This is a genomic window from Helicobacter sp. T3_23-1056 (genome assembly GCF_053654535.1).
The window spans coordinates 106,488-129,373 of sequence record NZ_JBSIUU010000002.1 but is presented as its reverse complement, the minus strand read 5'-3'; the positions used below and the strand labels follow the sequence as shown (position 1 = coordinate 129,373).

At 41.4% G+C, this 22,886-nt stretch carries 16 protein-coding genes and 5 tRNA genes; 3 read left to right on the top strand and 18 right to left on the bottom strand.

Annotated elements, in window-relative coordinates; translation table 11 throughout:
* Positions 1 to 92: 92 nt before the first annotated feature.
* The 18 genes from ACWIUO_RS01740 to ACWIUO_RS01655 form a co-directional block, all read right to left on the bottom strand.
* Positions 93 to 1,253, bottom strand: coding sequence for a cell envelope integrity protein TolA (locus ACWIUO_RS01740; protein ID WP_454176221.1), 1,161 nt, complete (start codon positions 1,251 to 1,253; stop codon positions 93 to 95).
* A 203-nt stretch (positions 1,254 to 1,456) separates the two neighbouring features.
* Complete coding sequence (gene fusA, locus ACWIUO_RS01735) at positions 1,457 to 3,538, bottom strand: elongation factor G (RefSeq protein ID WP_454176220.1); 2,082 nt, start codon at positions 3,536 to 3,538, stop codon at positions 1,457 to 1,459.
* Positions 3,539 to 3,578: 40 nt separating this feature from the next.
* A complete protein-coding gene (rpsG, locus tag ACWIUO_RS01730) occupies positions 3,579 to 4,046 on the bottom strand; it encodes a 30S ribosomal protein S7 (protein WP_023928651.1) in 468 nt (155 codons plus the stop codon).
* Positions 4,047 to 4,080: 34 nt separating this feature from the next.
* Entirely contained in the window at positions 4,081 to 4,470 is a 390-nt protein-coding gene (gene rpsL, locus ACWIUO_RS01725; protein WP_454172921.1) for a 30S ribosomal protein S12, read from the bottom strand.
* Between the two features lie 102 nt (positions 4,471 to 4,572).
* Positions 4,573 to 13,302, bottom strand: a complete 8,730-nt coding sequence (locus ACWIUO_RS01720; RefSeq protein WP_454176219.1) for a DNA-directed RNA polymerase subunit beta/beta' — start codon at positions 13,300 to 13,302, stop codon at positions 4,573 to 4,575.
* Positions 13,303 to 13,660: 358 nt separating this feature from the next.
* Positions 13,661 to 14,041: a 50S ribosomal protein L7/L12 gene (gene rplL, locus ACWIUO_RS01715; RefSeq protein ID WP_454176218.1), complete on the bottom strand. Its 381-nt coding sequence runs from the start codon at positions 14,039 to 14,041 to the stop codon at positions 13,661 to 13,663.
* 21 nt (positions 14,042 to 14,062) lie between these two features.
* Positions 14,063 to 14,545, bottom strand: coding sequence for a 50S ribosomal protein L10 (gene rplJ, locus ACWIUO_RS01710; protein ID WP_454176217.1), 483 nt, complete (start codon positions 14,543 to 14,545; stop codon positions 14,063 to 14,065).
* A 353-nt stretch (positions 14,546 to 14,898) separates the two neighbouring features.
* The gene (gene rplA, locus ACWIUO_RS01705; RefSeq protein WP_454176216.1) at positions 14,899 to 15,597 is read right to left on the bottom strand and encodes a 50S ribosomal protein L1; all 699 of its coding nucleotides are present in this window, start codon (positions 15,595 to 15,597) and stop codon (positions 14,899 to 14,901) included.
* Between the two features lie 29 nt (positions 15,598 to 15,626).
* Positions 15,627 to 16,052: a 50S ribosomal protein L11 gene (rplK, locus tag ACWIUO_RS01700; RefSeq protein ID WP_454176215.1), complete on the bottom strand. Its 426-nt coding sequence runs from the start codon at positions 16,050 to 16,052 to the stop codon at positions 15,627 to 15,629.
* Positions 16,053 to 16,093: 41 nt separating this feature from the next.
* On the bottom strand, positions 16,094 to 16,624 hold the full coding sequence (gene nusG, locus ACWIUO_RS01695) for a transcription termination/antitermination protein NusG (RefSeq protein ID WP_454176214.1): 531 nt from the start codon (positions 16,622 to 16,624) through the stop codon (positions 16,094 to 16,096).
* Between the two features lie 18 nt (positions 16,625 to 16,642).
* The gene (gene secE / locus ACWIUO_RS01690; protein ID WP_454176213.1) at positions 16,643 to 16,822 is read right to left on the bottom strand and encodes a preprotein translocase subunit SecE; all 180 of its coding nucleotides are present in this window, start codon (positions 16,820 to 16,822) and stop codon (positions 16,643 to 16,645) included.
* Between the two features lie 49 nt (positions 16,823 to 16,871).
* A tRNA-Trp gene (locus tag ACWIUO_RS01685) sits at positions 16,872 to 16,947 on the bottom strand.
* A gap of 65 nt (positions 16,948 to 17,012) precedes the next feature.
* On the bottom strand, positions 17,013 to 17,183 hold the full coding sequence (gene rpmG, locus ACWIUO_RS01680; protein ID WP_034561604.1) for a 50S ribosomal protein L33: 171 nt from the start codon (positions 17,181 to 17,183) through the stop codon (positions 17,013 to 17,015).
* A 9-nt stretch (positions 17,184 to 17,192) separates the two neighbouring features.
* Positions 17,193 to 18,392, bottom strand: a complete 1,200-nt coding sequence (gene tuf / locus ACWIUO_RS01675; RefSeq protein WP_454176212.1) for an elongation factor Tu — start codon at positions 18,390 to 18,392, stop codon at positions 17,193 to 17,195.
* Positions 18,393 to 18,501: 109 nt separating this feature from the next.
* Positions 18,502 to 18,576: transfer RNA gene (locus ACWIUO_RS01670), tRNA-Thr, on the bottom strand.
* Between the two features lie 57 nt (positions 18,577 to 18,633).
* A tRNA-Gly gene (locus ACWIUO_RS01665) sits at positions 18,634 to 18,710 on the bottom strand.
* Positions 18,711 to 18,758: 48 nt separating this feature from the next.
* A tRNA-Tyr gene (locus tag ACWIUO_RS01660) sits at positions 18,759 to 18,843 on the bottom strand.
* 64 nt (positions 18,844 to 18,907) lie between these two features.
* A tRNA-Thr gene (locus ACWIUO_RS01655) sits at positions 18,908 to 18,983 on the bottom strand.
* 621 nt (positions 18,984 to 19,604) lie between these two features.
* Here ACWIUO_RS01655 and ACWIUO_RS01650 point away from each other — a divergent pair.
* The 3 genes from ACWIUO_RS01650 (at position 19,605) to ACWIUO_RS01640 (ending at position 22,811) form a co-directional block, all read left to right on the top strand.
* Positions 19,605 to 20,942: a 3-isopropylmalate dehydratase large subunit gene (locus ACWIUO_RS01650; protein ID WP_454176211.1), complete on the top strand. Its 1,338-nt coding sequence runs from the start codon at positions 19,605 to 19,607 to the stop codon at positions 20,940 to 20,942.
* Positions 20,943 to 21,141: 199 nt separating this feature from the next.
* Positions 21,142 to 21,345 (top strand): hypothetical protein, encoded by a 204-nt coding sequence (locus ACWIUO_RS01645; protein WP_454176210.1) that lies wholly within the window; start codon positions 21,142 to 21,144, stop codon positions 21,343 to 21,345.
* A gap of 32 nt (positions 21,346 to 21,377) precedes the next feature.
* Complete coding sequence (locus ACWIUO_RS01640; RefSeq protein ID WP_454176209.1) at positions 21,378 to 22,811, top strand: M23 family metallopeptidase; 1,434 nt, start codon at positions 21,378 to 21,380, stop codon at positions 22,809 to 22,811.
* Positions 22,812 to 22,886: the final 75 nt, after the last annotated feature.

Below are 22,886 nucleotides of genomic sequence, written 5' to 3'. Positions count from 1 at the left end.
AGTGTTGTATTTTTGTGGTTTAGAAATCATCGTTTTTGACAAAATCTATGTTGATAATTTTTGTTTGTGGAAGTTACAAAAATAGATTTTGCTTAGAATCGATACGCTAGGCTTAGGTATTGCTCAAAAGAGCCTAGTATAGAAGCACCAAAAATGAAACGATTTTGACTTGTATAAAAACTTCCTTGTGCTTGTTGGTTAAGAAAACCAAGTAAAGATACGGCAAGATTTATCTTAGAGCCAATTTCTATGGAAAAATGTTCCTTTATATCAAAGATAAATCCAAGTCTTGTGCTAACTCCAATCCATAATATATGCGATATTGATTCGCTATGTAAATTATAATTATAATACGGAAACGACGGAGAGTCATAGGTATAATACTGCCTAGTTTCATATCCCTTATCAATCATATATGAAAAATATTTGCTAAATCCTAGCACGCCTCTCACCGATGAGCTACCAAGTCGTGGTGTCCAATCTAGTCCAACCGTATGTGTTATGGTGTGTAAATCATATAATTCATCTCGCTCATCGCGCTCAACGCTCCGCGCCCATTTATATCCTAGTCCAAAATGCACTCTCCATCTATCTGCACCCTTGCCAAAATTATATCCGCTTTCAAATGCAACGCCATATTCCCCCAATGCAAAATTCCAAAGAGTAGGGTAAGCAGCATTAAGCATTATTGCCATAGCACTAGCATTTGGCGTGATAGCTATAAACCACGCGTTTCTATCATTTGGGTTTGTGTTATATTGATAAGCAGGTAGATTTTGGTATTTGCGCCTTATGGGGTTAGGGTTTTGCGTGAAATTAGCTTGTGTTTCTTGTGAGGTGGTAAAATCTGTGAATGCGTTAGGCTTATACTTTCTTGCTTCTTTTTGTGCTTTTTTTGTTTGGGCTTGGATTTCTTTTTGGATTTTAGCTTCTATAGCTTGGGCTTCTTTTTGTGCTTTTCTTTCCTCTTTTAGAGCCTCTTTTTGTGCGCGTTTTTCTTTGGCTTTGGTTTGTTCTAGTTCTCTTGCTTCTTGGGCTTCGCGCTTTTTTTGTGCTTTTATTTCTTTGATTTGTGTTTCTTTTTGGATTTTGGCTTGCAGTGCCTCTCTTTGTCTCTCTAGCTTTTGCAATCGCTCATCTAGCTCATCACTCACTGCTAAAGATATGATTCCGCAAGCACAGGTTAGAATAATAAAGAATCTAAAAAATGCTTTTAAAGGGCTATTATTTACCCCCCCCCCCCCGCACGACATTTGATTTGAAAGAATCTTTTTTCATTTGTGATAAAGCGTTGGCAAACATAAATATCCTTTTTTAAGATTTTGTATTTTTGAGATAGATTTCACGCAAAGTTAGATTTTAAGACTTTTGTAAAAAAGTCAAAAAAGCAGGTTTTGTCAAAAATATAGATTTTGCCCCCTCCATTTTATTTTGACACAAAGTAGCGTTATAGATTCTAGCCTTTGCGTTTTTCGATGATTTCTTTTGCGGTGTTGTTTGGCACTTCGCCATAGTGGTCAAACTCCATACTATAAGTCCCACGCCCCTGCGTAGCCGAACGCAAATCCGTGGAGTAACCAAACATTTCAGCCAAAGGCACAAAAGCATTTACGATTTTTAGCCCCATTCTATCGTCCATTGAGTTGATTTGCCCGCGCCTACGATTCAAATCCCCAATCACATCGCCCATATATTCCTCTGGCACTTCGACTTCGACTTTCATCAGTGGCTCTAGTAGCACGGCATTTGCCTTGCGACACGCGTCTTTAAACGCCATAGAACCCGCGATTTTAAACGCCATTTCGCTAGAATCCACCTCGTGGTAGCTCCCATCATATAGCGTCACTTTGCAATCCACCACAGGATAGCCCGCTAACACGCCACTTTGCATCGCTTCTTGGATACCTTTGTCCACCGCTGGTATATATTCTTTGGGGATTACGCCACCGCTGATTTCATTTACAAACTCATAGCCCGTGCCCGCTTCTTTTGGCTCTAGTTTGATATGGACATGTCCATATTGTCCGCGTCCGCCTGATTGTTTGGCGTATTTGCACTCTTGGGTAACCTCTGTGCGTATCGTCTCCCTATACGCGACTTGTGGCTGTCCTACTTCGGCTTCTACTCTAAATTCTCTTTTTAGCCTATCTACGATGATTTCTAAATGTAGCTCGCCCATACCGCCGATGAGGGTTTGCCCTGTTTCTTCTTGGGTGCTGACACGGAAGCTTGGGTCTTCTTCGGCTAGCTTGCCTAGCGCGACTGCCATTTTTTCTTGGTCTGCTTTTGTTTTTGGCTCTACGGCGATATGTATCACAGGCTCTGGGAATTCCATTCGCTCCAAAATCACAGGGCGTTTTTCATCGCATAGCGTGTCGCCTGTGAGCGTGTCTTTTAGCCCTACAAATGCGCAGATTTCGCCCGCATAGACTTCTTTTATGTCCTCTCGTTTGTTTGAGTGCATTTTTAGCAGTCGCCCTACGCGCTCTTTTTTGCCTTTGGTAGAGTTTAGCACATAGCTACCTGATTCTAGTTTGCCTCGATACACGCGCACGAAAGTAAGCTGCCCTACAAATGGGTCAGTCATAATCTTAAACGCAAGCCCTGCAAACTCGCCATCATCGCTAGATTCTACAAAGATTTCTGCGTCATTGTTTTGTGGGTCTATGCCTTTTATGTTGGTTACTTCTGTGGGCGCAGGGAGAAAATCCACCACCGCATCTAATAGCGTTTGCACGCCTTTGTTTTTAAAGCTAGAGCCACAAAGCATAGGGATAAGACTCATAGAGTGGCAACCTAGCTTTATGCCTAACTTTATTTCATCTATGCTTAGTTCCTCGCCACCTAGATATTTTTCCATAAGCGTTTCATCTTGCTCGGCGGCGGCTTCGATTAGCTTTTCGCGGTATGAGTTTGCCTTTTCTTGCAAATCCGCAGGGATTTCCTCAATGTCATATTTTGCACCCATTGTCTCATCATTCCACACGATTGCTTTCATTTGAATCAAATCCACGACACCTTTGAAGTTTTCTTCCGCACCGATTGGAATATTGATAGGCACGGGGTTTGCCTTTAGTCGCTCTTTGATTTGGGATTCTACGCTATAAAAATTTGCGCCGATTCTATCCATTTTATTTACAAATACAAGTCTTGGCACGCCGTATTTGTTTGCCTGTCGCCACACGGTCTCGCTTTGTGGCTGCACGCCACCCACAGAGCAAAAAACCGCTACTGCGCCATCTAGCACGCGCATAGAACGCTCTACTTCAATGGTAAAATCCACATGCCCGGGGGTGTCGATAAGATTTACTTGATAATCTTTCCAAAAGCAAGTAGTCGCCGCGGAAGTAATCGTAATCCCGCGCTCTTTTTCTTGCTCCATCCAGTCCATTGTCGCAGCACCGTCATGCACCTCGCCGATTTTATGGCTAACACCTGTATAAAATAAGATTCTCTCACTTGTAGTGGTTTTTCCCGCGTCAATATGGGCAGCAATACCGATATTGCGGATTTTGTTTAGTGGGGTTTTTCTCGCCATTTTATTGTCCTTTTTGTGGCTTTAGTTTAGGTAGGTTTGCTTACCAGCGATAGTGTGCAAACGCTTTGTTTGCTTCTGCCATTTTATGCACATCTTCTTTTTTCTTAAACGCCGCACCTTTATCGCTTGCAGCGTCCATTAGCTCATTTGCTAGTCTATCTACCATTGTGCGTTCATTTCGCTTGCGAGTGGCTTCCAAAATCCAGCGAATGCAAAGCGACTGCTGTCGCACAGGACGGACTTCTACAGGCACTTGATAAGTAGCACCACCTACGCGTCTGCTTCGCACTTCTACAAGTGGTTTTACGCGTTCTAGGGCTTTTTCAAAGATTTCGATTCCTTTTTCGCCACTTTTTTCCTCTATTTTGGCAAATGCGGCGTAGATGATTTTCTCCGCTACGCTTTTTTTGCCATCATACATCATTTTATTGACAAACTTCGTTACGACTTTGTTGTCATAGATAGGGTCGCCTAGAATCTCTCTGCTAGGTGCTTTTCTTCGTCTCATTTAGATTCTCCTTATGTAGTTATGCGGTTGTGGGCTATTTTTTTTCAGCCCCAGCTTTTGCTTTTTTTGCTCCGTATTTAGAGCGAGATACGGTTCGCTTAGCCACACCAGCGGTATCAAGCGCACCACGCACGATATGATATTTCACGCCCGGTAAGTCTTTTACCCGTCCGCCTCGCACAAGCACGATAGAGTGCTCTTGGAGGTTGTGCCCCTCACCCGGAATGTAGCTAATAACTTCAAATTTGCTTGTCAAACGCACTTTTGCTACTTTGCGCAAAGCGGAGTTTGGTTTTTTGGGCGTAGTGGTATATACGCGTGTGCATACTCCTCGTCTTTGCGGGCATTCTACCAATGCTGGCGACTTTGTCTTTTTGGTTACTTTTTTTCGCTCTTTGCGAATGAGTTGGTTAATGGTTGGCAATGTGTGTCCTTTCTTTTTGGTTTATTTTGGATTTTGGATTGACAAAGATTAAACGCAGGATTTTACAACATTTAATCTTTGTTTTCTCTTAGTTTGCTTGTTTTATTGGGCTTTTTTGGAATCTTGTTCCTTAGGCTTTAAGATAAATCGTTTATCTTTGTATAAGCCTGTCCCAACAGGTATCATTCTACCTAGCACGACATTTTCTTTTAAATCCTCTAAGAAATCTGTCTTTTGAGCGATACTTGCTTCTGTTAGCACTTTTGTGGTTTCTTGGAAAGAAGCCGAAGAAATGATAGAATCGCTACTAATCGCCGCACGCGTGATACCAAGCAACACAAGCTCGGCTATGGCTGGCTCTCCGCCGTTTTTGATTGTGCGCTCATTTTCCTCTTTGAAATGCCGCTTGCTAACTAAGTCATTTTCGATGAAACTCGTATCGCCAGAATCTATCACGCGCACTTGTCGCAACATCTGCGAAACAATGACTTCGATATGTTTATCAGCGATATTTACGCCCTGCCCTCGATAGACTTGCTGGACTTCATTTACGATAAATCGTAGCAACTCTTTTTCTCCACCGATGCGCAAAATATCGTGGCTTGAAGTAACGCCCTCTGTGAGTGCCTCACCTGCGTGGACAAACTCATTTGCATAGGCAAGAATGCGTTTGTTTTTGTCGATTAAATATTCGCTAACCCTGCCATCTTGGGCTGTGATAATCACGCGCTCTTTATTTCTAATAGGCTTACCTATGGTAACTATGCCATCGATTTCGGCAAGCACGGCTGCATCTTTTGGTTTTCTTGCTTCAAATAGCTCTGATACGCGAGGCAAACCGCCCGTAATATCGCGCGATTTTACCGTGGCTTTTGGCGTTTTTGCAAGAATATCCGCACGAGACACACTGCCACCTTCTATGACTTCAGCAGATATAGAAGTGTTTGGCTCTAGCGCGTATCGCTTCACTTCTTTATCATTTGTAATAATGATAGATGGCTTTAACCCTGTGGGGATATAGTCATTGACTTTTAGCTTTTTCTTGCCATCAGTCTTGTCCTCTTGCTCGGTTACCGTTACGCTTGGGATAATATCTTCAAAACTTACAACCCCATCAATATCGCTAATAACAAGGGTATTATAAGAATCCCAAGTAGCGATTAGATTATCCGCTTTTTGCGCAGGTTCTGCGATTAGAGAATCAGGCTCGACTTTGCTATTATCATTTAGCAAGATTTTAGATTCTCTTGCGATATAGTGTCGTGTCGCCTCTCTGTCATTCTCATCAGCAATCACAGCAAAAATGCCTTTTTCTTTGATGATATCGCCTGCTTTGATTTCGTGTCTGCGCTCCAAATGGTCGCCCTCTAAAAGATAATATTTCACAATTCCTTTTTCTTTAGAGAATATTTTTTGTGAAATGGGCGCATTGTCTTTAGCGATGATTTCGCTAGCATAGGGGATACGATTTGGGACATTCCAGCCGTCTTTTACGATGTCTATGATAGAGCCACCTTTTGAGACTTTGTAGCCACTGCTATGAGCGATATATAGTTTGCCCTCTAGCCTTCCGCTAACGCCTGCAAGCTCATTTTGCTTAGCGACATCTCGTTTTCGCACGCTATATCTAGCCTCTTGTTTTCCATTTTTTACGGTTACTACGATTTCATCGTGCGCGCTTTCAATGTGCAAAGTCCCATCAAATGGAGCTTTTACTTTTGGCTCGACTACTAGCACGGCGGCATTTCTGCGATTTACTACGATATTTTTGCCCTCTTTGTTTTTGTAGGTTTTAAGGTTGTAATACCTTATAAAGCCCTCTTTTTCTGCGCGGATTTCTTTTTCCTCTTGGGTTCTGCTAGCAGTCCCGCCCACATGGAATGTGCGAAGTGTTAGCTGTGTGCCGGGCTCGCCGATTGATTGAGCGGCGATAACGCCCACTGCTTCGCCCGGTCGCACCATTTTGCCCTCTCCTAGATTTAGCCCATAACATTTTGCACACACTCCCTTAGGGGCTTTGCAAGTAACGGAATTTCGTATCGTTACAGATTTTACATTTGCCTCTATGATTCTGCGTGCGGCTTTTTCATCTATGAGAGTTTCAGCACTAAATAGCACTTCATTGGTGATAGGGTCTATCACATCAGCTGCTAGCACTCGCCCAAACACTCGCTCTTCTAATGATTCTAGCAATTCAGAGCCATCGATAATATCGCTAATCTCTATGCCCTCGTGCGTGCCACAATCCTCCATTGAGATTTTGACATTTTGGCTAACATCAATTAGTTTTCGCGTTAGATACCCTGCGTTTGCAGTTTTTAGCGCGGTATCAGCTAGCCCTTTTCTTGCGCCGTGAGTGGAGTTAAAATACTCAAGCACATTTAGCCCTTCTTTGAAGTTTGACACAATAGGCGTCTCAATAATCGTGCCATCAGGCTTAGCCATAAGCCCGCGCATAGCGGATAGCTGCCGAATCTGTGCTGTGCTACCACGCGCACCAGAATCTGCCATCATATAGATTGAGTTAAACCCATCTTTGTCTTTGGCAATGATAGTATTCATTTTTTCGCCAAGCTCTTTGCTAGCCTCTGTCCAAATATCAATGGTTTTATTGTATCGCTCCGCTTCGGTTAAGATTCCGTGCTCAAACTCATCTTGGAGTTTTCGCACTTTTTGCCTTGCAGCAGAAATGATAGATTCTTTATTATCAGGGATAATAATATCTGCTGCGGAGATAGAGATGCCCGCTTTTGTCGCATACGCAAAACCTAGATTTTTTAGATTATCAAGGAAATTTGCTGTCGCACCGATACCTGCTTCTTTATAGACATGGTCGATTAAGATACTAATGTCTTTTTTCTTTAGCACGCGATTCCATAGATTTGTAGGGACAAAATCAGGCAAAATCGAGCGCAAAATCATTCTACCTGTGGTAGTCGTAACGGGTTGTCGCTCTATTACGGTTTGGATTTTAGCATTTATATCTAGCTCGCCCGCATCAATAGCAACCATAATCTGGTCAATATCGCTAAATAATTTATGCTCGCCTTTCACGCCTTTGCGCTCTAAACTTAGATAATACAGCCCCAAAACCATATCTTGGCTAGGCACAGCCACAGCCTTACCACTTGCAGGAAGCAAGATATTCATAGAGCTTAGCATTAGCACTTTGCATTCTGTGATAGCCTCTTGGCTAAGAGGGACATGCACTGCCATTTGGTCGCCGTCAAAATCCGCATTAAACGCAGAGCAAACAAGCGGGTGAAGCTGTATGGCTTTACCATCGATTAGCTTGGGGTGAAATGCTTGGATAGACTGCTTATGTAATGTTGGAGCGCGGTTTAATAGCACGGGGTAGCCCTCTACGATTTCTTGGAGGCATTCCCACACTTCATTTACTTTTTGCTCTATCATCTTTTTTGCTTGTTTTAGCGTGCTAGCATAGCCCTTTTCTTCTAATCTAGCAAGCAAATGAGGCTTAAATAACTCTAACGCCATATTTTTGGGCAATCCGCATTGGTCCATTTTGAGATTTGGTCCCACGACAATAACGCTTCGTCCGCTGAAATCCACGCGTTTGCCGAGTAGATTTTGACGGAATCGCCCTTGTTTTCCTTTGATGATTTCGCTTAGGGATTTTAATGGGCGTTTGTTTGCTCCTTTTACCGCATTTGCATTGCGTCCATTATCAAACAGCGCATCAACAGCTTCTTGGAGCATTCTTTTTTCATTGCGCACAATGATTTCAGGTGCGTCTAGCTCAAGTAGCCGTTTTAGCCGTTGATTGCGATTTATCACGCGGCGATATAAGTCATTGACATCGCTTACGGCAAACTTCCCACCATCAAGGGCTACTAACGGACGCAAATCTGGTGGCAACACAGGAAGCACGGTTAGCATCATCCATTCTGGGCGATTGCCTGAATTTAGAAAACTCTCTACCACTTTTAATCGCTTAATGATAGTTTTCTTTTTTGCTTCAGAATTTGTCTCTTTTATGTCGTTTTTTAATGACTTCCCAAGCTCTGCTAAATCTAGTTGGGATAGCAACTCTTGCACCACTTCGCCACCCATTTGCGCGACAAATCCTCTATCTACAAATCGTTGGTTAATGTTTTGGAATTGCTCTTCATTTAGCACATCATATTTTAAAACAGGCTTTGTAGAAGCATCATCATAAAATGCTTCTCCGGGCTCTCTTACGATATATGCTTCATAATAAAGCACGCGCTCTAAGTCTTTCATTTTCACGCCCAAAAGCGTGCCGATACGACTAGGCAGGGAGCTAACATACCAAATATGTGCCACAGGAGTAACCAACTCTATATGCCCCATTCTAGAGCGGCGGACTTTGGAGCTTGTAACCTCTACGCCACATTTTTCGCACACCATTCCTTTGTAGCGAGGTTTTTTGTATTTGCCACATAGACATTCATAATCCCGCACAGGTCCAAAAATCTTGGTGCAAAATAGCCCATCTCTCTCGGGTTTTAGCGTGCGATAGTTTATCGTCTCTGGTTTTTTGACTTCACCACGACTCCAAGAGCGGATTTTCTCCGGGCTAGCAAGCGTGAGCTGAAAAGAGCTAAAATCTTTTGGTCGTTTATCCTCTTTGATTTCAAGCACTCTTGGCTTGCCATTATCATCAAGCACGCTTTCATCATAAGAATTAGATTTTATCGCTTCTGTTGTTTGCTCATCATAGACATTGACATCAAGTGCTAGGGATTGAAGTTCTTTTGTTAGCACATAGAATGTCTCTGGGATTTCAGATTCTCCCACAGGCTCGCTTCTAGTGATAGAGCGGTAGGCATTTTCGCGTCCATTTATGTCATCAGATTTTAGGGTTAGCATTTCTTTTAGCGTGTGTGCTGCACCATACGCCTCTAATGCCCATACTTCCATTTCCCCAAATCTTTGCCCACCAAAAAGTGCTTTACCGCCCACAGGTTGTTGCGTTACAAGGCTATAAGGTCCTGTGCTTCGTGCGTGGACTTTCTCATCGACTAAGTGGTGTAGCTTTAGCATATACATATAGCCGACATTGACTTTTTCGCGGATTTTCTCCCCTGTCTTGCCATCATATAGCTCGACTTTGCCGTCCATATCGATTTTTGCTAGCTCAAAGAGCGTGTCAAGTTTTTTCATTGTGCTATCTTCAAACACAGGCGTTGCAAACTTAACGCCCCTTGCCCAATCTTTCGCGCACTCTAGCAGGGTATTATCATCGCATTTTTTGATAAAATCTATGATTTTTGTGTCTTTTTCGTTGCTAGATTCTGCGATTTGTAGCATTTTTGCTCTTAGCTCATCTTTGAAGTTTGCTTTTTGATTTTCCAAAATCTCTTCAAGCTGTTTGCCTAGCCTCTTGCCTACAAGCCCCAAATGCGTCTCTAAAATCTGCCCGATATTCATACGACTTGGCACGCCTAGAGGATTTAGCACAATATCCACAGGCTCACCATCAGCAGTATAAGGCATATCTACCATTGGCACAATCGTGCTTACAATGCCTTTATTTCCGTGTCGTCCAGCCATTTTGTCGCCGACTTTTAGTTTGCGCTTAGTGGCGATGTAGATTTTGACTTGTTTTACCACACCGCTTGGCAAAATATCATCTTTTTCTAAGATGGAGAGTTTTTCCTCGTGCTCCTCACCAAGCGTCTTTTTTTGCTCTAAGAAACTTGATTTGATTTTTTCATACTTTGTTTGCACAGCTTTGGGGTAGTTTTTGATAAGCGTGGTTAGCGCAAAACGATTGATATTTGTTATCTCATTTTTGGGGATTTTTTGTCCCTTTTTGTATTTTTTACCATTCACTTCAGCTTCTCCGCTTAGCTCCTCTTTGCTTAGCATAAGCCCCACGCGCAAAAGCTCCTCTTTATTTAGCATCGTAAGTCTATCGTGATGCTCAATATCAAGGGCAGATTTTTCTTGCTCATACGCACTCACAGCCCTCGCATCGCGCTCATAGCCTTTTTTGGTAAAGATTTTGACATCAACAATCGTCCCTTCTAATGATGGAGGACAATATAGCGATTTATTTACCACATGCCCAGCTTTTTCGCCAAAAATCGCGCGAAGTAGTCGCTCTTCAGGGCTTGGCTTCACTTCGCCTTTTGGAGAGACTTTGCCTACTAGAATCATACCTGCGGTTACATAAGTGCCTATCCGCACGATACCGCTCTCATCAAGATGTGCTACTTCCTCCTCGCGCACACCGGGAATATCCGCAGTAATCTCCTCTGTCCCGTGCTTTAGCTCTCTAGCTTCGATTTCTTTTTCATAGATATGATTTGAAGTGAAAGCATCTTCTTTGATAAGTCGCTCACTTACGACAATAGCGTCCTCAAAATTATATCCATTCCACGGCATAAACGCCACGCGGATATTTTTGCCCAACGCTAGCTCGCCTCTATCCATACTTGCGCCATCTGCGATGATTTGCCCTGCTTGGACTTTGTCGCCTTTTTTGACAATGGGGCGTTGCGCAAAGCAGGTGTTTTGATTGGTTCGCAAGTTTTTTTGCAATGAATAATCATCGATATAGACGCTATCGCCCTCCTCGCCCAAAATATAAATATTGCGAGAATCCACACGCTCAACAACCCCGCTTCGTCTTGCTTTTACCGCTTCCCACGAATCTCTTGCGATAATTTGCTCAATCCCTGTGCCAACGATTGGGGCATCAGGTTTTAGCAATGGCACGGCTTGTCGTTGCATATTTGAGCCCATAAGTGCGCGGTTTGCATCATCGTGCTCCAAAAACGGAATCAGCGAAGCGGCTACACCCACAAGCATTCTAGGACTTAAGTCAATCAGCTCTACTTCTTCGGATTTTCGCAAAGTGATTTCGCCACCACAACGAGTCTCAATAAGAGAATCCACAATGTTGTTGTTAGCATCTAGTTTTGTGCTTGCGGGGGCTATGACTTTGCCATCTTCTTGCGTAGCGGTAAGATAGACGACTTCATCGGTAACCTTGCCATTTACAACCTCTCTATATGGTGCTTCGATAAAGCCCAAATCATTCACGCGCGTGAAAGTTGAGAGGGTATTGATAAGCCCGATATTTTGTCCTTCAGGGGTTTCGATAGGGCAGATTCTACCATAATGCGTAGGATGCACATCGCGCGCTTCAAACCCTACGCGCTCTTTTACCAAGCCTCCCTCACCAAGTGCTGATAGTCGGCGTTTGTGCGTGATTTCGCTAAGCGGGTTTGTCTGGTCCATAAATTGCGAAAGTTGTCCGCCTGTGAAAAACTCCATAATCGTGCTTGTGATAGTTTTTGCATTTATCAAATCCTGCGGCATTATGCTATCAAAGTTCCCACTCATCGTAGTTAGCTTATCTTTAATCGCCTTTTGCATTTTGACAAGCCCAGAGTGCATTTCATTTGCTAGCAACTCACCTATGGCACGGATTCTGCGATTGCCTAGATTATCTCTATCATCGATTCTAAATTTACCCTGCCTGCCCTCTTTGCAATTTCTAACGCCCATAAGGTAGCGAGCGGATTCTATGATGTCTTCGTGGGTTAGCACGGTTACATAATTTGGCACATTTAAGCCTAGCTTATGATTCATTTTCATTCGCCCTACGCGTGTCAAATCATACGCTTCAGGGTCAAAAAATAATCGCTTGACAAATTGCTTTGCAACTTCTTTTGTTACGGGCTCTCCCGGACGCATTACTTTATAGATTCTAATAGCGGCTAGCTCATTTTCATCATCGGTTTTTTCGCTTTGTTTAAGCAGTTTTAGAGAATCTGTCTCCGCAATAAATGCGTTTATTATGGAATTATCCACGCCACTTGCAATGTCATTTATGATGACAAAATCTTTTAGCTTAAGTTCGGTTATTTTTTTGAGCTTTGATTCATCGATTTGCGTAAGCGTATCAAGGATAACCTCCCCACTCTTGCTATCAATAATAGGCTCAAAAATATAGCGACCTAGCAGGGTTTTTGCGGGGTATTGTATGTATTCAAGCCCTTTTTCTTGCAACTCTTTTGCTTTTTTCGCGCTTAGTCTTTTGCCTGAAGGCACGATGATTTCGCCATTTATGTCTTTTATATCAAAATCTACCCTGCCCTCAAAATCTGCTGGGTTAAATTTGATAAGAAAATCATCGTTTTGGACTTTGATAACAAGGCTTGGATAAAAGATTTTTAAAATATCCATTTTGCTATACCCAAGCGCACGCAAAAAGATAGTCGCTGGGACTTTGCGCCGTTTGTTTATGCGGACAAACATCGTATCTTTTGCATCATATTCAAAATATAGCCACGAGCCTCTATCAGGGATAATCTGCCCCATATAAATGGGTTTATTGATAGTCGAAGCAGTGTCATCTTGCTTAAAAATTACGCCCGGACTTCTATGTAGCTGATTTACCACCACGCGCTCTACGCCGTTGATGATAAAACTCGTGCGGTCGGTCATAAGCGGAATCTCACGCACAAAAATACTTTGCTCTTTTCTATCTTTTGGCGCAAGTTTATCGCCTTTTTCGTCTTTTTCCCATTGGATAAGCTCAACTTTTAGCTTCAAAGGTATCGCATAAGTAATACCCCGCTCCATAGCCTCTCTAATGGTGTATTTTGGCTTGCCATACTCACAGCTTTTGTATTCAAGGGTAATGCGATTTTGAGCGTCTTGGATAGGGAAAATCGACTTAAATACTTTCTCTATCCCGCTCTCTTTGCCATCTCTTGGATACAAAAACGAATCATAACTATCGCGTTGCAAAAGCAAAAGATTTGGCACTTCTAAGCCCTGCTGTTTGGCAAAATCAATGCGAAGTCTATTTTTGGCTTGTGTTTTTGACATTTGGTAATCCTTAGAAAAAGTATTTAACTACACCCTAAGAGATTCTAGTTTTAGGCATTTGGGTAGAATCTAACGATTTTAGATAAATTTACAAATTTTACTTTACTTGAATTGCGTAAAATAGCGTGGTTTAAGCCATAATATTTACTTGTGCGATTTGAAACGCTAAGCATTTAAGTCATCGCAAAATCATAGATTTTAGCCAAACGCCACGCCTAATCTATAGTTTGCTATTTGCAAAATCTCTATCTAATGATTCTAAAAATCTAAAATCTCTTAGGGTGTATTTTCAAAGCCTAGAATGTATTAGATTCTAGGCATACAAACTCTTAATATCTAGCATTACGCGCTTTTGTGGTTATTTGATTTCCACTTTTGCGCCTGCTTCCTCGAGCTTTTTCTTAAACGCTTGGGCATCATCTTTATTGACGCCTTCTTTTATGGTGTGAGGGGTTTGCTCAGTAGCGTCTTTTGCCTCTTTTAGCCCAAGTCCTGTGATTTCACGCACAGCTTTGATGACAGCGATTTTGTTTGCACCTGCTTCGACTAGGACTACGGTAAATTCTGTTTTTTCCTCTGCACCACCGCCAGCACCGCCACCTGCTGCTACTGCCCCCGCCACGACTGTGGGTGCAGCACTCACGCCAAATTTTTCCTCAAATGCTTTTACAAGCTCTGATAACTCTAGGACAGATAGTCCGCCTATATAATCTAGGACTTCTTCTTTTGTGATAGCCATTTTTTCTCCTTTTTTAAATGGTTAGTTTTGTTCTTTTTGCTTTTTTAGATTGTCTAGTCCTGTAACAAAATATCGTGCAGGAGCAGTCCAAACTGACAAAAGCATACCGATGAGTTCTTCTCTGCTTGGTAGTTTAGAAACAGCGATAATATGGGATTTATCCACTTTTTCGCCATCAAAGCAACCAACTTTAATAGAAAAACTCGCTTCATTTGCGCTAGCAAATTTTACAACAATCTTTGATAGCGCAATTTGGTCTTCCCCCCAAATAAAGATATTTGTATCTTTAATATCTAAATCTGGGTAACTAGAATTTTTGAGCGCAATGCGTGCCAAAGTGTTTTTTATCACTTGGACTTTCGCACCCGCTTGCCTCGCTAAAGCGCGCAACTCTTCTAACGATTTAACGCTTGTGCCTTTGTAATCACATAGCAATAAAGCATTAGCGGTTTTGAATTCTTGGGTAAGAGCGTCAATTAGTTCTTGCTTTTGGGTTTTTGTCATCTTTCCTCCTTTCAGACGAGACTTATACAAGGCAACTAGAATCTAGCGATTAAGCACAAAGCCCTTGTAATCATCAGTCTAAGATAAATGAATTCTCCTCTTTTTTTGGTTTTTGTCAATCTAAATCGTATAATTGCCTACTCTTGCTTTAATCTATGTTTTGAATCTAGCTTCTTGCTTGCATTAAGCATTTGTCAATATTTTGAAATTTTATAACTTTAGGTTATCCTAGCCATATCCACCATATTGTGAAATCTCTAAGTAACATTAAGTCGCTTTTTTTAAACATTTAGATTTTAGGCTTGTTTTGCATTTTTGACAACGCCGTTGCTTTGTTGTCGATTTTATCCTGCCTATTTTACATCCATCAAAATCTGCGTATCAATCTTTACAGAAGGAGACATTGTCAAGGACAACGCACCACCACGGATAAATTTACCCTTTGCGCTAGATGGTTTTAAGCGATTTATGGTTTTTACAAGTTCTAGCATATTGTCGCGGATTTTATCCTGTGGGAAACTAGCCTTGCCTATGGGAGCGTGAATATTTCCTTTTTTATCTACGCGGAAATTTACTTGCCCGCTTTTGGCATTAGAAACTGCTTTGCTTATATCAGCAGTAACGGTGCCTGTTTTTGGGTTTGGCATAAGCCCTTTTGGTCCTAAGATTCTACCTACTTTGCCCACAAGTGCCATCATATCAGGGGTAGCGATAACCATATCAAAATCTGTGTTGCCATTTTTTATCTCTTCTGCCAAATCATCTGCACCCACAATATCCGCCCCTGCTGTTTTTGCTTCGTCTGCTTTCGCACCTTTGGCAAATACCGCTACGCGCACTTTTTTACCCGTGCCGTGTGGTAGCACAACAGCCCCGCGAATCATTTGGTCGGCGTGGCGAGGATCAACTCCCAATCGCAATGCAATCTCCACCGTCTCATCAAATTTTGCCGAAGCAAGAGATTTTACCGTGCTAATCCCAGAATCTATGTCATAAAACTTGCTTTCATCTATTTTTTGCAATAGATTTTGGATTCTCTTTGCTACTTTCATATCCTATGTCTCCTTAAAAATGTAGATTCCTAATCTATGATTTCAATACCCATAGAGCGAGCACTTCCAGCCACTATTTTTTTTGCCGCTTCTATGTCGTTAGCATTCAAATCTTCCATTTTGGTATTGGCGATTTCTTCAAGTTGCTTGGAGGTTAGCTTGCCTATTTTATTTTTTAGCGGATTATCAGAACCTTTGGTGATATTTGCAGTTTTTTTGATTAAATCCGTTACAGGAGGTTTTTTGGTAATAAATGAAAAACTCTTGTCTTGATATACGGTAATAATCACAGGGATATTAAAATTACCCATATCTTTGGTTTTTTCATTAAATGCCTTGCAAAATTCCATAATATTTATGCCTCTTTGTCCCAAAGCTGGACCTACGGGCGGAGATGGATTTGCCTTGCCTGCTGGGATTTGCAATTTTAATTCTCCAACTACTTTTTTTGCCATTTTTCTACCTTTCGTAATGAAGTTTTAATCGTTAAGAAACTTTAGATGATTTTCTCTACTTGTGAATATAGTATTTCTATCGGTGTGTTCCTACCAAAAATAGAAACATTCAACTTTAGCTTTTTATGCTCTATGTCATAGCCTTCAACAGTGCCTGTAAAATTTGCAAAAGGACCCTCATTTATGCGGACAACCTCGCCTTGCTCAAATGAAATTTTAGGTTTAGGTGCTGCACGATTTTGGACTTTTTCTAAAATATGAGCTATATCGCCCTCTCCAAGTGGTGTGGGTTTTTTGCTTTCGCCGATAAATCCACTCACTTTTGGCAACGACTGAATCGTATGCCACAACGAAGTGTCCAAATCAACATTGATAAATACATAGCCCGGATACAAGCTCCGCTCGCTTACCTTTTTGACACCATTTTTTATCTCATAAACATCTTCGGTAGGCACTATGATTTCTTTTAGTCTATCTTGGATTTGATATTGCTCGACTAAATTTTCAATAGCTCGTTTGACGGATTGTTCGCTACCAGAATAAGTCTGTATAGCATACCAGCTTAACGACATATAAGTCTCCTAAGGTTTCTATAAAATACTAGATACAGAAGCAGACAAAATCAAATCAACTAGTCCTAAAAACAATGCAATGACAAAGACAACCACCACAACAGAAATAAGCGCGTTGCGAATTTGCTCTTTGGTAGGAAATATCACCTTAAATAGCTCTTCTTTTGCTATTCTGTAATAAGAAACTATCTTTTTCATTATTGTTTAGCCTTAGTCTTTTTATTTTGTTTGATTAGCTCAATGCAAATGGCAGGTCAGGAGGGACTCGAACCCCCAACAGTCGGTTTTGGAGACCGATGCTCTACCATTGGAGCTACTGACCTTCAAAGCTAGAGAATCTACTTGAATCCTGCGTTCGACTTGCGCTCAAGTAGATTCTATAAAATTTCTAGCTTTTTAGCTTAACTTCTTTGTGAATAGTGTGTTTGTTAAGCCGAGGGCAGAATTTTTTAAGCTCCAGTTTTTCTGTCTTTGTCTTGGCATTTTTCGTTGTGCTGTAATTTATATCACCACACTCCGAACACTTCAAGCCAATCTTTACCACATTGCCTTTTGCCATTTTTTAGCCTTACTCGATAATTTTGCTTACAACGCCAGCACCAACAGTCCTACCACCTTCACGGATAGCAAATCGTGTCCCTTCTTCAAGTGCGATTGGGTTAATAAGCTCAACTGTGATTTTTACATTATCACCGGGCATAACCATCTCTACACCGCTAGGCAAAGTGATTGAGCCTGTTACATCGGTAGTGCGCACATAAAATTGTGGGCGATAGTTATTGACAAATGGCGTATGCCTTCCGCCTTCGTCTTTTGATAGAACATACACTTCGCCTTCAAATTTCTTATGCGGAGTGATAGAGCCCGGTTTGCAAAGCACCATACCACGCTCGACTTCCTCTTTTTTTGTTCCGCGCAAAAGGATTCCGACATTATCGCCAGCTTCACCTTTGTCAAGCTCTTTTCTAAACATTTCCACGCCTGTAACGGTAGTTTTTTGTGTGTCTCGGATTCCTACGATTTCTACTTCATCGCCCACCTTTACTACACCGCGCTCGATTCTCCCTGTAACGACCGTCCCACGACCTGCGATTGAAAATACATCTTCAACAGGCATTAGGAAAGTTTTTTCAGTGTCGCGCTCAGGTGTTGGGATATACGCATCGACTTCAGCCATAAGTTTTAGGACTTTTTCGCCCCACTCACCTATATTGCCAGATTTTGCTTCTTCAAGTGCTTTTAGCGCAGAGCCAGCCACGATAGGTGTAGCATCACCGGGGAATTCATATTGGCTTAGCAATTCGCGCACTTCCATTTCTACCAAATCAAGCAATTCTTGGTCATCCACCATATCTTGTTTATTTAAGAAAACAACGATATATGGAACGCCTACTTGGCGAGATAGCAAGATATGCTCTCTAGTTTGAGGCATAGGACCATCTGCTGCTGATACGACCAAAATCGCACCGTCCATTTGTGCCGCACCTGTAATCATATTTTTTACATAGTCAGCGTGCCCGGGACAATCCACATGTGCATAGTGGCGATTTTCTGTTTCATACTCTATGTGAGAAGTCGCGATGGTAATCCCTCTTTCGCGCTCTTCAGGTGCGTTATCAATCTTATCATAGTCTTTCATTTCTGCAAGACCTTTAGTTGATAAAACAGCTGAAATAGCCGCGCTTAGTGTTGTTTTGCCGTGGTCTACATGCCCAATAGTCCCAATATTTACATGGGGCTTATTTTTGACAAATTTTTCCTTTGCCATAAGAATCTCCTTAAAAAAATTTCAAAGTCTTGGATTTTATCTTAAAGTTCTTTATAAAAAGCTAAAAAACTTTAAAAAATATCACAAAAACTAAGATGACGAGAAAAACTGGAGCCCATAAGCGGGATTGAACCGCCGACCTCTTCCTTACCAAGGAAGTGCTCTGCCACTGAGCTATATGGGCTTTTAAAAACTTTGGGAGTGTGCGAGTAAATGAAAGCATTTATTCAGCTCCCAGAGGTGGAGCGGGAAACGGGGCTCGAACCCGCGACCCTCAGCTTGGAAGGCTGATGCTCTAGCCAACTGAGCTATTCCCGCAAATACCATTTTGGCTACCACACCTAGAATCCAAACAAGAATCTAAGATGGTGGTGAGTCGTGGATTCGAACCACGGAAGACATAGTCAGCAGATTTACAGTCTGCCCTCGTTGGCCACTTGAGTAACTCACCAAAACAGCAAAAACTGGTCAAACGCCAAATGAGATAGATTCTCTATTTGTTTGTGGTTGTAAAATGGAGCTGGTTAAGGGACTTGAACCCCCGACCCTCTGCTTACAAGGCAGATGCTCTACCAACTGAGCTAAACCAGCATAAAAAGCGCAAAATCTAAGTTTTATTTTAGAGATTCTAAAGTATCGTTTTTGCGTGTATGTTCCGTATTTTTGGCAATGTTTGGTGTGAGGTTTCATTAAAGAAAACTGCGATTATATACAAATTATGTCTTTTTTGTCAAGGGTAAAATACGGATTTTACGCAATATTTCTGCAAGTTGTTACATTTGGTAATATTTTTTTAAAAAACCACAATAACAACCAAACCAAACAATATCAAATCAATCATCAATAAAAAATGCAATCAAAAATGCAAAAACCACCACAATAAAACAACATTAGATTAAAAACAATTAAAAACTGCTAGATAAGCACATTTTAAGCATAATTTAATTTGTTTTTAATTATAGTTTTGTTTGCAAAAAATTTCCACTAGATTCTAAAGATTGGCATTTTGCATTTGCGCTATACTTGAAAAATGGCGTTAAAATAGCGTTGTTAGCGACACAAAGACGCTAAGTCGTTATTGCAAAATCCAAATGAGTTAAGACACAAATTTCCAAAAACATTCCAAAAACAAATGTTTGCCAAAATATCACAAAAACCCTCTAAAATCATCGAATTAAACTACAAAAAACACTAAAAAGGTGGAATCTGCAAATGTCAAAACCAAAATCCCCCCAAACTATCACAGAAAAAATTTTTTCTCATCATTGTGGCAAAAGCGTCTATGCCGATGAAATCATAGAAACAAACATTGATATGGTGATTGGCAATGACATCACCACGCCCATATCCATAAAAGCCTTTGAAGAATCAGGCGCAAAAAAACTTGCAAACCCCGATAATTTCTGTATCGTAATGGACCACTATATCCCCGCCAAAGACATTCTCTCTGCAAATCAAGCTAGAATCTCACGCGATTTTGCAAAAAAGCACAATTTGAAGCATTATTTTGATGAGCGAGATATGGGCATCGAGCACGCGCTTTTGCCTGAAAAAGGCTTGGTAGTGAGTGGCGATGTCATCATCGGTGCGGATTCTCACACCTGCACGCACGGGGCGTTAGGAGCGTTTAGCACGGGGCTTGGTAGCACAGATTTAGCATACGCAATGATAACGGGCAAAAATTGGTTTAGAGTGCCTCGCTCTATCAAGGTAAATTTCCACACAAAAAACACAACAAAAAACAAAAATAACGCACAAAAAACCACAATGCCAAAGGGAATCTATGGCAAAGATTTAATCTTAGAAGTTATCCGAAAATTAGGCGTAGATGGCGCACTTTATCAGGCGTTAGAATTTGGAGGCGAAGCCATAAGCCTGCTTAGTATGGACGATAGATTTTCGCTATGCAATATGGCGATAGAAGCGGGGGCAAAAAATGGCATAATCGCGCCTGATGAAATCACAAAAGAGTTTTTAGAATCTAGGGAGAGGGAAAATGGTAGTTTAAGGGCAAAGCCCGTATTTCACGCAAGCGATGATGGTGCAAGCTATGAAAAAACCTTAGAAATAGACATAGACGCACTAGAGCCACTTGTAGCATATCCATTTTTGCCAAGCAATGGCAAGCCTATCAGCCAAGCCACAAAAGATGACATAAAAATCGACCAAGCATTTATCGGTAGTTGCACGAATGGACGCTTAAGCGATTTGCAAATCGCAGCCTCTATCCTCAAAGGCAAAAAAATCCACCCCGATGTAAGGCTAATCATAACCCCCGGGACGCAAGCAATCTACAAAGCCGCGCACAAACTAGGCTTTATCGACATTTTACTAGAATCAGGCGCACTCATATCAAACCCCACTTGTGGGGCTTGTCTTGGCGGATATATGGGGATTTTGGGTGATAATGAAAAATGTATCAGCACGACAAATCGCAACTTTATCGGGCGAATGGGTTCGCGCAATTCTCAAGTATTTTTGGCAAATTCAGCCGTAGTAGCCTACTCCGCAATCAATGGCAAGATAGCCGACCCACGCGAAGTTTTGTAGATTTTATCGCGCTAAAATTGCAAAAAAAAAAAAATCGCATAAAATAAAATGCAAAAATCTACATTATTTGGTTTTGATTGATTTTGATTGATTTTGGATTTTGCAAATTTTAGATTCTCTTAAAAAATAAAAAAAACGAAGGAAAAAAGCACAAAAACAAAAAAACCAAACACAAAACACAAAAAAAAACGGAGTAACAATGAAAAAAGAAGCGTTAAAAAGCTGGGCGTATGGCAAGCGCAAAATCCAAACACCCGCAAGCAAAATCCAAAAAATGCAACACAAAATGCACAAAAAATTTTTTTTGATAGCCCCGAGTGCCGACAATGCAGAATCTATAAAGACTAAGCAAATATTACGGGGGGGGGGCAATAAACAATGGGGGAGAAAACAATGCGCCTAGAGAGAAGCAAAAGCCCAAATCAAGGGGCAAATATGAATAATTTTGCAAAGATTCTAACCACACTTGCCCTGCTACTTTTGGGATTTTATGTTTATTCGCTTGATTTGTTTAGCAATAATCCACCCCAAACCAAAGTCTATCTCTACTTAGACCCCACAAAAGCCGTCCCTATCGAAGACAAAAGCGTGTGGAATCCAAGCAAACAAATCGCCATTTTAGCCCAAAGTGCGAGCGGGATAAAATCCTACACCATAAAAGCGCGCACCCAAAGCGGACTTACCGTGCTTGACAAAAAAGAACCCGTAGTGGATAAACCAAAAAAACTAAAAATATGGCTGCCACAGCCTGAAGTAGCACTGCCTGATAAAACCACGATAAATTATGAGATTTGCATCACGGATTGGAGCAATGCAAATCTTTTTAGCGGAAGCACCACAAAGAAAAATCTACAACTAACCATAAACACCAAACAGCCCGTAATTACGATTATTTCTCATTCAAACAAAATCAGCTATGGTGGTAGCGCGCTTGTGGTTTTTCACATCGATAGCATAGACATAAAAGAGCTTATTATCAGCAATGGCACGCAAGAATTTACCCCCTACCCCTTTATGAAAAAAGGCTATTATGCCACGCTTATGGCTTGGGGGATAGAAAACAAAAATTTTAGCGCAAGTATTTTTGTGCGGGATTCTGGCTACAACTCACGCAAAATGACCGTGCCATTTATCAAAGATAACGCCCCACGATATTCAAAATCCACTATCATTCTAAAAGAGGATTTTCTAAATAATAAATTAGATTCGCTTATTAGCGACATTGGGCGGAGTTTCCCAGCCGATATGGAGGATAATTTTGAAAAATTTAAATACATAAATGAAACGATTCGCACCGAAGATGATAGCCTAATAACCAAAAGTTTGCAAGAAGCAGCGCAAGAGAGGGCAAAATCTATCTCATCTAAGCCTGCTTGGGAGCATTTCGCTCCGCTAAAAGGATATAGCACGGTTGGGAGATTTGGCGATGCTAGGACTTATATCGCGCCTGATAAACAAACAAGCCAATCATTGCATTTAGGAATCGATATGGCAAGCGTAAAAAATGACAAAATCCATTTGTCAAATGACGGCAAAATCGCCCTATCACGCCAGCTAGGCGTATATGGCAAAACCATTTTAGTAGAGCATAATTTTGGGCTAGTAAGCCTATATTCTCATTTGCAAGAATTGCAAAAAGCCGAAAAAGAGACGGCAAAAAAAGGGGAGATTTTGGGGCTTACAGGGCAGAGTGGCTGGGCATTTGGCGACCATTTGCATTTTGGGATTTTGGTAGGTGGGGTGGCTGTGAGAGTGGCTGAATGGGTGGATTCAAAATGGATAAAAAATAATATCTTAGATATTTTTGAAAACGCGGCATTAAGCATAGAGCGACAAGGCGAAAATCCTATGGATTTGGAACAAAATTAGCACTGCCAAATATAAACGCCAAATAGATTTTGCAAAAACATAACAAAATCTAGGCAAAATCTACCCAAAATCCGC

Excerpts from the sequence above, each read along its gene's own strand:
- nusG (WP_454176214.1), bottom strand. The coding sequence starts at position 16,624 with ATGTCGTTAAGCTGGTATGCTATACAGACTTATTCTGGTAGCGAACAA.
- rpsG (WP_023928651.1), bottom strand. The coding sequence starts at position 4,046 with ATGAGACGAAGAAAAGCACCTAGCAGAGAGATTCTAGGCGACCCTATC.
- ACWIUO_RS01640 (WP_454176209.1), top strand. The coding sequence starts at position 21,378 with ATGAATAATTTTGCAAAGATTCTAACCACACTTGCCCTGCTACTTTTG.
- secE (WP_454176213.1), bottom strand. The coding sequence starts at position 16,822 with ATGAAAAAGATAGTTTCTTATTACAGAATAGCAAAAGAAGAGCTATTT.
- fusA (WP_454176220.1), bottom strand. The coding sequence starts at position 3,538 with ATGGCGAGAAAAACCCCACTAAACAAAATCCGCAATATCGGTATTGCT.
- ACWIUO_RS01645 (WP_454176210.1), top strand. The coding sequence starts at position 21,142 with ATGAAAAAAGAAGCGTTAAAAAGCTGGGCGTATGGCAAGCGCAAAATC.
- tuf (WP_454176212.1), bottom strand. The coding sequence starts at position 18,392 with ATGGCAAAGGAAAAATTTGTCAAAAATAAGCCCCATGTAAATATTGGG.
- rplJ (WP_454176217.1), bottom strand. The coding sequence starts at position 14,545 with ATGACAAAAACCCAAAAGCAAGAACTAATTGACGCTCTTACCCAAGAA.
- ACWIUO_RS01740 (WP_454176221.1), bottom strand. The coding sequence starts at position 1,253 with ATGTCGTGCGGGGGGGGGGGGGTAAATAATAGCCCTTTAAAAGCATTT.
- rpmG (WP_034561604.1), bottom strand. The coding sequence starts at position 17,183 with ATGGCAAAAGGCAATGTGGTAAAGATTGGCTTGAAGTGTTCGGAGTGT.
- rplA (WP_454176216.1), bottom strand. The coding sequence starts at position 15,597 with ATGAAAGTAGCAAAGAGAATCCAAAATCTATTGCAAAAAATAGATGAA.
- ACWIUO_RS01720 (WP_454176219.1), bottom strand. The coding sequence starts at position 13,302 with ATGTCAAAAACACAAGCCAAAAATAGACTTCGCATTGATTTTGCCAAA.
- ACWIUO_RS01650 (WP_454176211.1), top strand. The coding sequence starts at position 19,605 with ATGTCAAAACCAAAATCCCCCCAAACTATCACAGAAAAAATTTTTTCT.
- rplK (WP_454176215.1), bottom strand. The coding sequence starts at position 16,052 with ATGGCAAAAAAAGTAGTTGGAGAATTAAAATTGCAAATCCCAGCAGGC.
- rplL (WP_454176218.1), bottom strand. The coding sequence starts at position 14,041 with ATGGCTATCACAAAAGAAGAAGTCCTAGATTATATAGGCGGACTATCT.